Origin of the sequence: Streptomyces sp. NBC_00299 (genome assembly GCF_036173045.1) — a bacterium.
Lineage (GTDB): Bacteria > Actinomycetota > Actinomycetes > Streptomycetales > Streptomycetaceae > Streptomyces > Streptomyces machairae.
In genome coordinates this window covers 123,209-136,614 of the sequence record NZ_CP108039.1, presented here as the reverse complement: position 1 = coordinate 136,614, position 13,406 = coordinate 123,209, and the positions used below count along the sequence as shown (strand labels likewise).

The window sequence follows — 13,406 nt, the reverse complement described above, 5'->3', positions numbered from 1 at the left end:
CACCCCGCAGCCCAACGACTAGGAGCAGCAGGCCATGGCCACCAGCTACAGGTACCGCCCGCCGACACGGCGCGAGCTGGATGAGGACTGGCGCTTGAACCGCGTTCGGGGGCGGAGGTACTGCGAGGTACACCGCGATCAGCAGATGATGCGTCTCGCGCCCGGGCTAGACCTGTGCCCGCTGCCTCACGATGAGGGCGAATCTCCGAGCTGAGAGCCATCCCCGCTGTCGGCAGCGTCGCCGAACGCGCCGGTAGCGGGATGCATGGCGGTCGCCCCCGTCACCCCCGTCGAGGGCGTCCGCCCACAGAGCGTCCGCCCGTCCCCGAGCACCCCAGGCACAACGGGGACGGGCGGGTGCCGGCCTTCCCCGAACGCCACGCACGCCGCCGCCGTGCGGCACGATGTCCGCTCAACACATGCCATGGGGCTCGCTGATCCGATTCCTCAGCCTGACCCGGGAGGCGCCGGTGAGTACGAAAAGGACGCGAGGGTAGATGGGGTACCAGCGCAGCCACGCCGGACCGGCGGAAGGCAGCCTGTGGCGGCCGACGGGTTGGGCTTCATACCGGAACAGTCTGCAGCGACAACGGACGCCGCCGGGTCAGTCAGCCCCCGTACGCCGGGCGATGGTGCCGCTGAGGTTCGGGGCTCCTCAAACCGGCTGCTGCGTACAGGGGCGATGAGCACAGGCGCATTCACCGCCGGGTTCCACTTCCTGGAAGGCCCTGTGAGGCTGCAACGGGCCTGCCCGTCATGCTGAGGGCGTCTCGTAGGTCAGGCCGCGTACCCTCGGCTACGTGTCTCGCCATTCGAAGAAGCCTCGCCGGCTGGTCGCCAACGGGCGCGTGTACATGTGGACGATGCGCCATAGCCACCGAAGGGACGCCGACGGCCGGTCCGTGGACTGCCGCCAAATCCTGACCCTGTCTCCGCAACCGGCCGGCACCGGCGGCCCGCTGCGCATTCTCTTTGCCGCCGGTCCCGGCCGGTACGTCCCGGGCGGCGCCCCCTTCGGCTCCGGGGACGTGGGCTTCATCCGGGGTGTAGACCTGAACCTGAACGAGCCGGGCGCCGTCCGGGCTCTGCTCGACGTGGCGTTGGCCGGTGCCTGGCAGCCAGGGGAGCGGCGGGCGGTGGAGGTCGACGGCTGGTGCCTGCTGGAGCCGGCGGCATCCGCGCGAGCTGGGGACACCAGCCCCGAGGGCCCGTAGAGGTGGCTCCTCTTCGCCTGACTTCGTTGATCCTGCGACGAGCCCACCTGTCCATCCGACAGGTCATGTGACTCGGTGGGTTGCTGCGTGAGATGAGGCCGGGGTGGTGAAGGTTCGAGTGCTGCAGGCCGTGGCTGCGGACGACACGACCTGCGGTACAGGTCAGTCCGCCGCAGACTCGGCCTCTGGCAGCGCCGGATGGTCGGTCGGGTAGAGCCCGGCAGCGAAGCCGTACACCACATCGCCTCCGCGTGGCAGTTGCGCGTAGTCGTTGGCAAGCTCCAACACCCGCGCCCAGAACTCGCGGGCCTGCTCCCGCGGGATCCGCACATGCCGCACGATCGAGGAGAGCTGATCCGCCTGATGTGCGGAGGCCGACTCGGCCGCGGCCGTGGCGAGATCGTTGTTGCAGTAGGGCCCCTCGGCCCCGTCTGTGGGGCTGACCGTGCCGACGCGGAAGATGCGCGCGGTGCGGCCGTAGTAGCGCTCCTCAATGGCCCGCACCCGGCGGGTCCGCACGACTTTCAGCAGCTGGGCATCCACCAGGACGCTCACGTGGTGCGCGACCGTGCTCTTGGGGCGGCCGAGTGCAGCGGCCAGTTCGCTCACCGTTGCGGCGCGTTCGAGGAGCAGCTCAAGGACGGCGTTGCGCAGTGGGTTGGCCAGCGCGCGAAGCTGGGCCGGGGCTGTCACATCTGTGACGTCGGAGAGGTCGTAGTCGGGGAGATGGGGATTGTTCGACACTCTTCGATTATTCTAAACTTCCGGATCATTCGCTACCCACAAGCAAGGGGTTTGGGCATGACAGCGGTCGTACTGTTCCATCACTCGCAGGGGCTGACGCCCGGAGTCGCCGCTTTCGCCGACGAACTCCGCGCGGTCGGCCACACCGTCCACACGCCCGACCTCTTCGACGGACGCACCTTCGACTCCCTCGAAGAGGGCCAGGGCTACGTCGAGCAGCTCGGCTTCGGCGAGATGACCGAGCGCGGCGTCCGCGCGGCCGAACTCCTGCCGCAGGACGCCGTTTACGCCGGCTTCTCACTCGGTGTGCTGCCCGCCCAGAAGCTGGCGCAGACGCGGGCGGGCGCGCGGGGTGCACTCCTGTTCCACGCCTGCATCCCCGTGTCGGAGTTCGGCGCGGCATGGCCTGACGGCGTGCCGGTGCAGGTGCATGCGAAGGAAGCCGATCCGTTCTTCGCCGAGGACATCGACGCCGCCCGCGCGCTCGTCTCCGACTGCGCTGATGCGGAGATGTTCCTGTACCCCGGCGACCAGCACCTCTTCGCGGACAATTCGCTGCCGTCCTACGACCCGGACGCTGCCAAGCTCTTGACCCAGCGGGCGATCGAGTTCCTCGGCTCGCGCTAGGTTGTTGGCGGGTCACGCGCAAAGCCAGAGGTGCAGAGCTGCGACGGTCAAGGTGCCGTAAGAGACATACGCCCTCTTGTCGAATCGCGTGGCCACTGCCCGGTTCGCCTTCAATCGGTTGATCAGCCGCTCAACTTCGTTTCTGCGGCCGTAGCGTGCCGCATCGAAGCCGGTGGGCCTGCCGCCGCTGCTGCCATGGCGCAGGCGGTGGGCCCGCTGATCACGGCGCTCGGGGATGGTGTGCTTGATCTGCCGACGCCGCAGATAACGGCGGTTGCGGCGTGACGAGTACGCTTTGTCGCCACTGAGATGGTCCGGCCGGGTGCGGGGACGGCCGCCGTCCAGCCGAGGCACGCGAAGGCGGACCAGCATGGCAAGAGGCCGAAGACCGCCCTCACCTGCCAAGGGAATCTTTGTTGTCGGGCCCCCGCGCGAACGGCCCAGCGCCTCATCGGGGCGGTGCTGAGCGGGCCGGGTGCGCTTGCCCGTTTTCCGCGGCGCCTGCTTGCGTGCGCCAGCGGCGTGTTGATGAGCACGGCACACTGTTGGAGTCCACACTCACCGGACCAGTCGATCCGGCCATCCGCGTCGGCACCGGCCTGGCCGGCCCGGACGATCCTCTCCCAAGTGCCATCCGCGGACCACCGCCAGTGCCGGTCGTAACAGGTCTGCCAGCTCCCGAACCTCCTTGGAAGGTCCCTCCACGGGATGCCGGTCCGTATGCGGAACAAGATCCCATTGATGATCTTCCGGTGTTCCTTCCAGCGTCCGCCCCGACCGGTGCTCTTCGGCAAGTCCGGCTCCAGCTGGGCCCATTCAAAATCAGTCACATCATCTCGCTCACGCAGTGCTGAACGATCGGCGGTCCAGCTCGTCACTGACCTATCGGACAGGCCCTAGGTGTATTGACCTGAAGCGTTGTTCACACGGCTGATGGGTGGCTGTCCGCCGAGTGCGGTGTGGCAGCGGTGGTGGTTATAGGTGTGAAGAAAGTCTGTGAGGGCTTCGGTCCGCTCTTGGTTGGTGGTGTAGGGCCGCAGGTAGGCCCATTCGTCGAGCAGGGTGCGATTGAAGCGTTCGACTTTGCCGTTGGTCTGCGGCCGGTAGATGCGGGTGAGCTTGCCGGTCGCGCCGAGGTCGGCCAGGGCCTGGCGCCAGGCGAAGCTCTTGCGGTAGGGCCAGGCGTTGTCGGTCAGGACCCGCTCGATGCGGTCGATGCCGCAAGTGGCGAAGAAGGCAGCGGCCCGGCGGAGGAAGGCGGCGCAGGTGGCGGCCTTCTCGTCCGGGTGGATCTCGCTGTAGGCGAGGCGACTGTGGTCGTCGACGGCGGAGTGGACGTAGTCGAAGCCCACGCTGCTGCGCCGGGCTCGGCCGGCCTGTCGGCCCAGGACTTTGTGGCCGCCGCCGTCGGGGATGCGGCCGAGCTTCTTGACGTCGACGTGGACCAGTTCGCCGGGCCGGTCGCGTTCATAGCGGCGGATGGGCCGGCCGGTGGGTCGGTCCAGGAAGGCCAGGCGGTTCAGGCCGTGCCGGGTGAGGATGCGGTGCACGGTGGAGGCGGGCAGGCCCAGGATCGGTCCGATACGTGCCGGGCCCAGCTTGCGGTCCTGTCGCAGCCTGCAGACATGCGCCTCGATGGCGACTGCGGTCCGGTGCGGTGTCCTGCGGGGACGGCTGGAACGGTCGGTGAGTCCGCTCTCGCCCTCGGACCGCCAGCGCCGGATCCACTTGTGGGCTGTGGGACGGGAGATGCCCATCTCCGCGGCGACGTGCGCGACGGGACGGCCGGAACGGACGCGTTCGACGAGCAGTCGCCTGCCATGAACGGTCAGCCGGGCATTACGGTGGGACACGAAGGCCTCCGTGCGGTGAAGATTTCGACACCTCCACCACACACGGGGGCCTTCGCCACGATCAAGACCGGCCGCGTCAACAACGCTCGTGATCAATACACCTAGGGCCTGTCTCTAGTTGTGATTAAGTGGCTTGGGGTGGGGACCGGTGCGATAAGGCTGTGGTGTGACGCGTGCGCAACTCACTGACAGTGAGTGGGAGTTCATCGGGCCGTTCCTGCCGGTCGGCAGGTTCGGCCCGTACCCCGAACGTCTGCGTGAGCAGTTCGAGGGGGTGATCTGGCGGTTCCGCACCGGCAGCCAGTGGAGAGAGATGCCCGAACGGTTCGGCGCCTGGCAGACCGTCTACAACCGCTTCATGCGATGGCGGGACGCGGGCGTCTTCCAGACCTTGCTGGACGAAGCGATCGCCGAGGCCGCCCGCAGGGACGAGATCGACATGTCCCTGGTCAGCGTGGACTCCACCACCACGCGGGCCCATCACGACGCCGCCGGCATGCGGGTCAGCGAACAGACCCTGGCCGCACTCGAGGAGGCGGCCCTGCAAAAGGGGGAGCGTCAGAGGGGCAAGGCGGGCAGGACGGTGAAAGCGATCCGGTCCGCGCCGAACGCCAACGCATCCGATTACGACGGCGGGCCCGGCTGAAGGCCGCTCTGCTCGGACGGTCGCGCGGCGGCCTGACCAGCAAGATCCACCTGGCTGCCGACCGGCGCTGCCGGCCGATGGCCCTCCTTCTGACCGCCGGGCAGGCCGCCGACAGTCCCCAGTTCATCCCGGTCCTGAGCAAGGTCCGGGTCCGTCTGCCCGTCGGCCGTCCCCGCACCCGGCCGGATGCCGCGGCCGGCGACAAGGCTTACTCCTCGCGCGCCATCCGCGCCCACCTGCGCAAACGCCGCATCAAGGCAGTCATCCCGGAGAAGAAGGACCAGGCCGCCAACCGCAGGAAGAAAGGCAGCCGTGGCGGCAGGCCCGTCACCCACGACACCGATCTCTACCGCGACCGCAACACGGTCGAGCGGGCCATCAACAGGATGAAGGACTGGCCAGGCATCGCGACCCGCTACGACAAGACACCCGAGAGCTACCTCGCCGGACTCCACCTCCGCGCAGCGACCATCTGGATCAGCAGCCTCCTCAAACCCCAATGATCACAACTAGAGACAGCCCCTAGTAGGGCTTGGTCATCTTCACTTGTGCATGCGTGTCTCATGCTCCATGAGCATCGTTGGAATTGGTGTGACACCTGAGGAGATGGCCTCGGTCCGGGAGGACTTGGAGGCGTTCGAGGCGGAGTTGTTCGACGGATTCTTCCGTGCGGATCAGCGTCGGTGGGGGCAGGCGTATGTGCGCGGGCTGCTGCTGCGGGCAGCGCAAGTCGGTGGAGCCGATGGCCGCCCGCTTGGGTGAGGACGGCAACCGGCAGGCGCTGACTCTCCGTCCTTCCTGTCCTTCCCGTCCTTGGTGTCCTCGTCGACACGCGGCCGAGCAGCGGGAGGCACGCGCCCCCTACGCCAACCACATCCAGACGCTGAGCCTGCGGAACGCCGAACTCGAAGCGGAGAACGCCACCCTGCGCGAAGCTCTAAGCCAGGGCGGCACCGTGGCCTCCCTCCCTGTGACGCGTTGAATGCTGCCGGAAAGACTGCCGCAACCAGGGCCTGTCACCTGTCTTACTCCGGCTCGCCCGCCCGCCCCGGCAGCAGCGCAGGGGTCGGCCACAGGGGCGGCGAGTATCGGTTCCGGCAGTGTCCACGTCACAGCCCATGCCTTCCACCCAGCCCGCCCGTCGGCAAACCGAGTGCGTACGCACCCGACTACCTGCCCGGCCACGGGAGGTCAGCGCACTACAACACCCCGCCGGGGGCTGTGTGCTGAGCTCCTGGCGCACGTCCAGGCAGCGCAGCCGGACACCAGGCTGCCCGGACCCGTGTCGACCGGTCTGATGTCGCGGCCGCCCACTGTCCGCAACGGATCTCACCGAACCCGGCGGTGCCGCCGGTACGGCCGAAAGATCTGAACCATTGCCGGGAATTCAGGCCGCGACGAGCTCCTGCTCGCGGTCCGGCGTCTTGACCTTGGGCTTCTTGTTCGGCAGCGAGAGCCGGAAGACCTTGTGCCACGCGGAGAACACCTGCTTGGGCAGCGGGCCGGTGACGTACTCCAGCTCGTACTTCTCGAACAGCGCGCGCACCTTCACCGCGACCTCGGCGTACCGGTTGCTCGGCAGGTCCGGGAACAGATGGTGCTCGATCTGGTGGGACAGGTTGCCGGTCATGAAGTGCATGGCCCTGCTGCCGCTGATGTTCGCCGAGCCCATCATCTGGCGCAGGTACCACTGGCCCCGCGTCTCGCCCTTGATCGACCGGCGCTCGAAGACCTGCACGCCCTCGGGGAAGTGCCCGCACATGATCACCGAGTGGGTCCAAATGTTGCGGACCAGGTTGGCGGTGAACGTGGCGGCGAGCGTGGTGAGGAACGACGGCCCCGACAGCAGCGGGTGGATCACGTAGTCCTTGAGCACCTGCTTGCGGATCTTGCGGCCCACGTCCTTGGCCCGCGCGCGGAACTCCGGGTTCTTGCGGCGGCGCTTGTGCAGGTTCTTGCCGAGTTCCAGGTCGTACGCCGCGATGCCGTACTCGAAGAAGCAGGCGTTGATGAAGTTCCACAGCGGCTGCCCGAGGTGGAACGGGTGCCACTTCTGGTCCTCGTCGACGCGCATGATGCCGTAGCCGAGGTCGTTGTCCTTGCCGATCACGTTGGTGTACGTGTGGTGCAGCTCGTTGTGCGAGTGCTTCCACTGGTCGGCCGGCGAGACGTGATCCCAGTCCCAGGTGGTGGAGTGGATCTTCGGGTCTCGCATCCAGTCCCACTGGCCGTGCAGGATGTTGTGGCCGATCTCCATGTTGTCCATGATCTTCGCCACGGACAGCCCGGCGGTGCCGATCAGCCACGCGGGCGGGAAGAACGAGAACAGCAGCACGCCCCTGCTGACCAGCTCGAGCTTGCGCTGCGCCGAGATGACCCTACGGATGTAGGCGGCGTCTTTCTCGCCGCGGCTGGCGATCACCTCGTCGCGGATCGCGTCCAGCTCGCGGCCAAGCTCCTCGATCTGCTCCGCGGTCAGGTGGGCGGTGGGGTCGATGGCGGTCAAGGTGCTCCTACCGTTCGATGTCGCAGGGGCCCGCCGCGGCGGACACGCAGGTCTGGATGAGGACGCCCGGCTCGGCCTCGGTGATCTCGCCCGTGCGCAGGTCGCGGACGGCGCCCGCCTTGAGCGGCGTGATGCAGCCGAAGCAGATGCCCATGCGGCACCCGGAGGGCATGAGCACGCCGGCCTCCTCGCCGATGTCCAGCAACGGCGTGGCGCCGTCCGCGTCGACGGTCTTGCCGGTGGCGCTGAACGTGACCTCGCCGCCGTCGCCGGCGACGACGATGCTGGGGCGGAAGCGTTCGGTGTGCAGGCGCTCTTGTACGCCGTGCTCGGTCCAGTGCTCTTCGGCGGCGTCGAGCAGGCCCGCGGGTCCGCAAGCCCAGGTCTCGCGCTCGGCCCAGTCGGGCACGAGTTCGTCGAGACGGGAGATGTCGAGCATGCCGTCTGTGTCGGTGTGCACCTCGGTGAGCCGCAGCTTCTTGTCCGCGACCAGGTCGTGCAGTTCGTTGCGGAAGATCACGTCTTGCGGCTGTGGCGCGCAGTGAACCATGACGACATCGTCGAACTCGATGTCGCGCAGCATGCCCATCACGGGCGTGATGCCGCTGCCGGCCGTCAGGTAGAGCACCTTGGCGGGCTTGGCCTGCGGCAGCACGAAGTCACCGGTCGGCTGGTCGAGCTGGATCAGGGTGCCCGGTTTGGCCCTGCGGACCAGGTGGTTGCTGACCTTGCCGTCCGGGATCGCCTTCACGGTGATCGTGACGCGGCCGTCCTGGCGGTTTGTCGGCGAGGTGATGGAGTAGGCACGCCACAGGCGCACCCCGTCGACGTCGACCCCGACCCGCACGTACTGACCGGCTGTGTGGCCGCGCCAGCCCCGTCCCGGCCTGATCACGAGGGTCGCGGCGTCACCCGTCTCGGGGTGCACGGCCTCGATGCGCCCACGCAGGTCAGCGCCCGCACGCAGCGGGCTGACCAGGTCGAGGTAGTCCGATGGCAGCAGCGGCGTCGTGACCATCTCCAGCAGTTTCCACGCCCTGCTGCGGAGGGCTGTACTCGTCATGACTTCAGCTTGCTGCGCCTGAAGGCGTAAAGTCCTGACCGAAGGACGTAAATCTGGTCGGCTGAATTGTTCGCAGGGAACAAAAACGTGAGCCATGCAATCCGGAGGGCCAGCGAGCTGGCCCTGGATGAGACGACGGTCACTGCGCTTCGGGCCGCGCTGAAGACCACCGCCGACGAGGTCGTCCAGGCGATCATCGACGAGGTCCCTTCCTACGCCAACGCCCTCTCGGGCCACATGGGCGCCACCATCCGCCGAGCCGTCCGTACCGCCCTGGGGCACTACCTGGACCTCGCGAGCGGGAACGCCACGAGCGGCGACGGCGGCGACGCGGCCTACGAGCTGGGCCGCGGCGAGGTCCGCGACGGCCGTTCGATGGACGCCCTGCTCAGCGCCTACCGCGTCGGCGCCCGCGTGGCCTGGCGATGCCTGGCAGCAGGGGCCGTACCCGCAGGTCTGCCCGCCGCCGAGGTCGCCAAGTTCGCCGAGCTGACCTTCGCCTACATCGACGAGCTCTCCGCCGCGAGCGCCGCGGGCCACGCCGACGAACTGGCCGCCCGGGGCAGGGATCACGAGCGCCACCTGGAGCACCTGGCTCGCGACCTCCTCGCCAGTGCGAGCCCGGACGTGCTGCTGGTGTCTGCTCAAAGGGCCGGGTGGCAGCCTCCGGTCTCGCTGACCGCGGTCCTGCTGCCCGCCGCCCAGGCCCGGCCTGCCTACCGCGCGCTCGACCCGAGCACCCTCGTCCTCGACGATCTGCCGGACGCCACCGGTGTGCTGCTCGTCCCCGATGCCGACCGATCGCATCTCTTGCGGCAGCTGACCGAGCGCACCGCCGTGGTCGGCCCGGCCCGGCCGTGGACTCGTGCGTCCGCCTCGTACGCACGAGCCGTACGCGCGCGCTCCCTCTCCTCTGATATTCGCGACACCGAGGACCACCTGCCCGAGCTGGTGCTGAGCGCCGACGTGGACGCGTTCGCAGACCTGCGTACACGGGCCCTCGCACCGTTGCGGACCTTGCCTGTCGCGACCGCACGGCGGCTGGAGGAGACGTTGCGGGAGTGGCTGCTGCACCAGGGCAGGCGGGACGAGGTGGCGGCGGCGTTGTTCGTCCATCCCCAGACAGTCCGGTACCGGATGTCGCAGCTGCGGGAGCTGTTTCCGGATCTCGCATCACCACACCGGGTCCTTGAGCTGACGCTGGCGGTCGGTCTTCGGGCCGGCTGACGCGTACGTCGACCATCCACGACCGCGTCCGCGAGCGGTCCAGGAATCGTGCCTCATGTCGGTGCCATCAGCCGGCTCATGCGGCCCGGGTAAGAGCGGGATGAGCCGGCTGAGACGGGGGGATGTGAAGACGGGACCAGGCCTCGGGAAGCCCGTCGGGGGCGCTGTCTCTGAGAAGCGCGGTGGCGGATGCGGCTCGACTGGATCCGGCGGACGATGCGCACCGGCCCGCTCGTCGACGCGCTCATCGAGCATCTGGTCGGTGATCTGGGCCGCTATGCCCTGGACAACGGCTCTCGGGTCGTCGTGGAGGGCGCTGTCCTGGCACGAGCTGACCCACGGGCGCGCGGCGGGCTGCAGCTGGGTGACCGGCGGGGCGGCCAGGCCGGGTCACCAGGGGCGGCGTTCGGTGATCCTCTTCAGCGCTGCCCGGCCGTGGGCCGCGGGACCTGCGAAATCCGCATGACAGACCACGGCGGCAAGAGCCGGGGGAGGGACAGGAGCCGGGGCCCGGGCGCCGCGTACGCCGGCGCCCTCCACCACCACGATGGTGGCCCGTCAAGCGAGGACCTCTCAGTCTTCGGTGACGCGGATGATCGTTTTGCCGGGGGTGCGCTTGCCGGGCGTGAACGCGGAGGCTGCCTCGGTGAGCGGGCGGACGGCGCCGATGATCGGCTTGAGGCAGCCGTCCCTCAGCCGTTGGGCGAGGTCGGCCAGGCGGGCCCGGTCGGGTTCGACGACGAAGAAGACGGCTCGTCCGTCGTGGGGGTGGACGGTGACCGGTTCGGCGATGGTGACCAGGGTGCCGCCGGGGCGGACCAGTGCGGTGGAGCGTTCGAGGATCTCGCCTCCGATCACGTCGAACACCACGTCGACCTCGCCGATGTCGTCGAGTTTCTCGGTCTGGAGGTCGATGAAGGCGTCCGCGCCCAGGCCGAGGGCGGTATCGCGGTCGCGGGCCCGGCCGGTGCCGATCACCCGGGCGCCGGCCTCGCGGGCCAGCTGCACGGCGATGGAGCCGACGCCGCCCGCGGCGCCGTGGATGAGCACGCTCTGGCCGGTGGTCAGGTGGGCGTGGTCGAACAGGGCCTGCCAGGCGGTGAGCCCGGAGATCGGCAGCGCGGCGGCCGTGACGTGGTCGACATCGGCCGGGAGCGGGGCGAGGTTGCGGGCCTCGACCGCCGTGTACTGGGCCAGCGAGCCGTTGCGGGTCCAGTCGGACAGACCGAACACGCGCTGTCCGACGGTGAGGCCGGTGGTGCCGTAGCCGAGCTCGGTGACCACGCCGGACAGTTCGTGGCCGGGCACGCTCGGGGTGCGGTCACGGCCGGCCCGGTCGGTCCAGGTGCTGGGCCAGTCCAGCTCGCCGGGGGTGAATCCGGCGGCGTGGACCTCCACGATCACGTCGTTCTCGGCGGCGTGCGGGTGGGGCAGCTCGGAGAGGATCAGGCCGCTGACGCCGGCGTCACGGTCCTTGACGGTGATGGCTTGCATGAGGGGTTCCTCTGAGTAGGGGGACGGGTTGGGGAGCGGGCATCGCGCCTGGCGGGCGCGGGCATCGGCCCACAGAGGGCCGATAGGCCGACCGCCGCTGTGAGCAGTCCCAGCGCCGTCCGCCCGTGTCCGCCACCGCACACAGCGGCGGACGAAGGACGGCTGACAGGTGCTGTGGTGATCACGTTTCCGACCCTAGGACGGAAGCAGCCCAGACGACTGGGCCACTTGCATCCACTTCCAGTGGGCCATTGAGTTGGGGCCGGTTGACGGTGTCGGGCAGGCGGTCGTGGATGAGGTCCTCAGAACCCATCCTGAACCGGCCCTCCGGGCCCTCCGAAGCAGTGCCGCTCCGCCGACCTGATCGGCTGCAGCGTGATGGGATTTCTCGTTGCTCCGCAGCGCGGCCGATGAGTTTGTGGCTCCCGGCCGGTCCAAGCTCATGACACCTAGGAAGGGACACCGCCATGTCGGAGCTTATCGTCGACTTCATCACCTCCCTCGATGGCTACGCATCGGGAGAGGGATGGCCCGGGTTCTGGGGCCTCGAGGGCCCGGAGTACCTCGCGTGGCTCGGTGAGCAGCCCGAGGTCACCTACCTGATGGGAGCGAACACCTACCGCCTGATGTCGGGCTTCGCCAAAGGCGAGGTCCCGGATGGCCAAGACGAGTTCAGGCCCGAAGAAGAGGCGTCCGTCGACGAGCTCACGCAAGCGTCCAAGGTGGTGTTCTCCTCCTCACTCGAGGAGCCACTGACCTGGGCCAACTCCACGCTCGTCCGCGACGACGCCGTCGAGGCGGTCCGCGCCATGAAGTCGAATGGCTCGGGGCTCCTCAGCACGATCGGCAGCCTCAGCCTGTGCCGGTCCCTGCTACGAGCCGGACTCGTCGACCGCTTCCGGGTCGTGATGTTCCCGGTGATCACCGGGGCCACGGGCGAAGAACGCATCTACGACGGCTATCCGGACGTTGCCCTCGAGATGATCGAGCACCGCACCTTCGACGGCCGCATCCAGCTGGTCGAGTACAAGTCCCGCGTGCTCGAGCACCCCCCGCTCGGCGTCCCTGCGTGACGTCGCCCCGTCCGCCGGTCTGGACGGCCGCCAGGCCGGCGCCTACGGGCGCGGAGCAAGAGGATGGGTTCTTAGTGGCCGGGCTCGTACGTCACCGTCTCCTGGAGACAGTCGGCCCCCGCGCCTTCCAGGGCGGCGAGCTCGACGTCGTCGACGGCCAGGCCCCAGCGGGGCTTGGTGCCCACCCACTCTCCGACATACCGGCAGTGCACCTCGGCGCCGGGCGGCATCCACTGTGCGGGGGGCCTGGTCGGCCTTGCTGCGGTTGGAGCGTGCGGTGACCGCGACGAGCGAGGCCTCGGCGCCCTGGTCGTTGACGTACGCCTCGCGCCGCTGCGGGTCCACGCCGAGGCGCCGCTGTCCCACGCTTCGGCGAGCGGCACCATATCGTCGATGTCGAGACTGCCGGCCGACGTCACGACGCTGGCGTCGTAGTACGACCACCAGCTCCCGCCGGTCAGACGGCATCCGGCGCCCACGGTGGGCGGGTCGACCGCCTCATGGAGGAGGACCTCGGCGCGGGTGTTGCAGCCGTGGGCAGGATCGTCGCCGGTGTTCCAGTGACGGAACTTGTTCCGGACGTATCCGTTGCGGCACTCGGTTGCCACCTGAAGGCCGGCAACGGCGTCGGCCAGCGGCAGTGTCTCGGCGGCGTGGGCGAGTGCGGGAGCGACGACGGGCAGGATCACGAGGGCGGCGGCAGCAAGACCGCGCAGAACAGCGTTGACCATGCGTTGTTGATAGCCGGATTCCAGCGGGCGTGATCAGCGGTTCCACGAGGGCGCCGCCCGTGTGAGCGGAAAGCTCATACCGGAGAAGCGAATCGGCCCGCCTGCCTTCGGCTGCCCTGCGGCCGACCATGGAGTCGGCATCCGACAGCCCGCGCCACTGCAGCAGGAGGTACCGAGTTGCGGCTCGGGCGACTCCCCGGTGGGTCGGTTTGCAGTTTCCCGGTACCG

9 protein-coding genes and 5 pseudogenes are annotated in these 13,406 nt (G+C 68.9%); 6 read left to right on the top strand and 8 right to left on the bottom strand.

What is annotated here, in order from left to right; all coding sequences use genetic code 11:
* Positions 1-418: 418 nt before the first annotated feature.
* Positions 419-580, bottom strand: a pseudogene (locus tag OHT51_RS43255) (replication-relaxation family protein); the annotation flags it as partial.
* 274 nt (positions 581-854) lie between these two features.
* On the opposite strand from OHT51_RS43255, the gene OHT51_RS00625 reads away from it, so the two are divergent.
* Complete coding sequence (locus OHT51_RS00625) at positions 855-1,214, top strand: hypothetical protein (RefSeq protein ID WP_443052688.1); 360 nt, start codon at positions 855-857, stop codon at positions 1,212-1,214.
* 162 nt (positions 1,215-1,376) lie between these two features.
* Here OHT51_RS00625 and OHT51_RS00620 read toward each other — a convergent pair whose 3' ends face one another.
* The gene (locus OHT51_RS00620; protein WP_328876885.1) at positions 1,377-1,958 is read right to left on the bottom strand and encodes an ArsR/SmtB family transcription factor; all 582 of its coding nucleotides are present in this window, start codon (positions 1,956-1,958) and stop codon (positions 1,377-1,379) included.
* A 57-nt stretch (positions 1,959-2,015) separates the two neighbouring features.
* On the opposite strand from OHT51_RS00620, the gene OHT51_RS00615 reads away from it, so the two are divergent.
* Positions 2,016-2,585 carry a dienelactone hydrolase family protein gene (locus tag OHT51_RS00615; RefSeq protein ID WP_328876884.1) on the top strand — a complete coding sequence of 190 codons (570 nt, stop codon included), beginning with the start codon at positions 2,016-2,018 and terminating at the stop codon, positions 2,583-2,585.
* A gap of 12 nt (positions 2,586-2,597) precedes the next feature.
* On the opposite strand, the pseudogene OHT51_RS00610 reads toward OHT51_RS00615, so the two are convergent.
* Positions 2,598-3,433: pseudogene (locus OHT51_RS00610) on the bottom strand (IS5 family transposase).
* 48 nt (positions 3,434-3,481) lie between these two features.
* Positions 3,482-4,438 carry an IS481 family transposase gene (locus OHT51_RS00605; protein WP_328876883.1) on the bottom strand — a complete coding sequence of 319 codons (957 nt, stop codon included), beginning with the start codon at positions 4,436-4,438 and terminating at the stop codon, positions 3,482-3,484.
* A gap of 166 nt (positions 4,439-4,604) precedes the next feature.
* Here OHT51_RS00605 and OHT51_RS00600 point away from each other — a divergent pair.
* Together OHT51_RS00600 and OHT51_RS00595 are read left to right on the top strand one after the other, a co-directional pair.
* Positions 4,605-5,587, top strand: a pseudogene (locus OHT51_RS00600) (IS5 family transposase).
* A 103-nt stretch (positions 5,588-5,690) separates the two neighbouring features.
* Positions 5,691-5,901: pseudogene (locus tag OHT51_RS00595) on the top strand (transposase); the annotation flags it as partial.
* A gap of 570 nt (positions 5,902-6,471) precedes the next feature.
* On the opposite strand, the gene OHT51_RS00590 reads toward OHT51_RS00595, so the two are convergent.
* Together OHT51_RS00590 and OHT51_RS00585 are read right to left on the bottom strand one after the other, a co-directional pair.
* Positions 6,472-7,590: a fatty acid desaturase family protein gene (locus OHT51_RS00590; protein ID WP_328876882.1), complete on the bottom strand. Its 1,119-nt coding sequence runs from the start codon at positions 7,588-7,590 to the stop codon at positions 6,472-6,474.
* A 7-nt stretch (positions 7,591-7,597) separates the two neighbouring features.
* Complete coding sequence (locus OHT51_RS00585; protein WP_328876881.1) at positions 7,598-8,653, bottom strand: ferredoxin reductase; 1,056 nt, start codon at positions 8,651-8,653, stop codon at positions 7,598-7,600.
* An 87-nt stretch (positions 8,654-8,740) separates the two neighbouring features.
* Between OHT51_RS00585 and OHT51_RS00580 the strand changes: the two genes are divergently transcribed.
* Entirely contained in the window at positions 8,741-9,880 is a 1,140-nt protein-coding gene (locus OHT51_RS00580) for a PucR family transcriptional regulator (protein ID WP_328876880.1), read from the top strand.
* Positions 9,881-10,453: 573 nt separating this feature from the next.
* On the opposite strand, the gene OHT51_RS00575 is transcribed toward OHT51_RS00580, so the two are convergent.
* On the bottom strand, positions 10,454-11,374 hold the full coding sequence (locus OHT51_RS00575; protein WP_328876879.1) for an NADP-dependent oxidoreductase: 921 nt from the start codon (positions 11,372-11,374) through the stop codon (positions 10,454-10,456).
* A 467-nt stretch (positions 11,375-11,841) separates the two neighbouring features.
* On the opposite strand from OHT51_RS00575, the gene OHT51_RS00570 reads away from it, so the two are divergent.
* Positions 11,842-12,447: a dihydrofolate reductase family protein gene (locus OHT51_RS00570; protein ID WP_328876878.1), complete on the top strand. Its 606-nt coding sequence runs from the start codon at positions 11,842-11,844 to the stop codon at positions 12,445-12,447.
* A gap of 71 nt (positions 12,448-12,518) precedes the next feature.
* Here OHT51_RS00570 and OHT51_RS00565 read toward each other — a convergent pair.
* A pseudogene (locus tag OHT51_RS00565) lies at positions 12,519-13,178 on the bottom strand (HNH endonuclease family protein).
* Between the last annotated feature and the right edge of the window lie 228 nt (positions 13,179-13,406).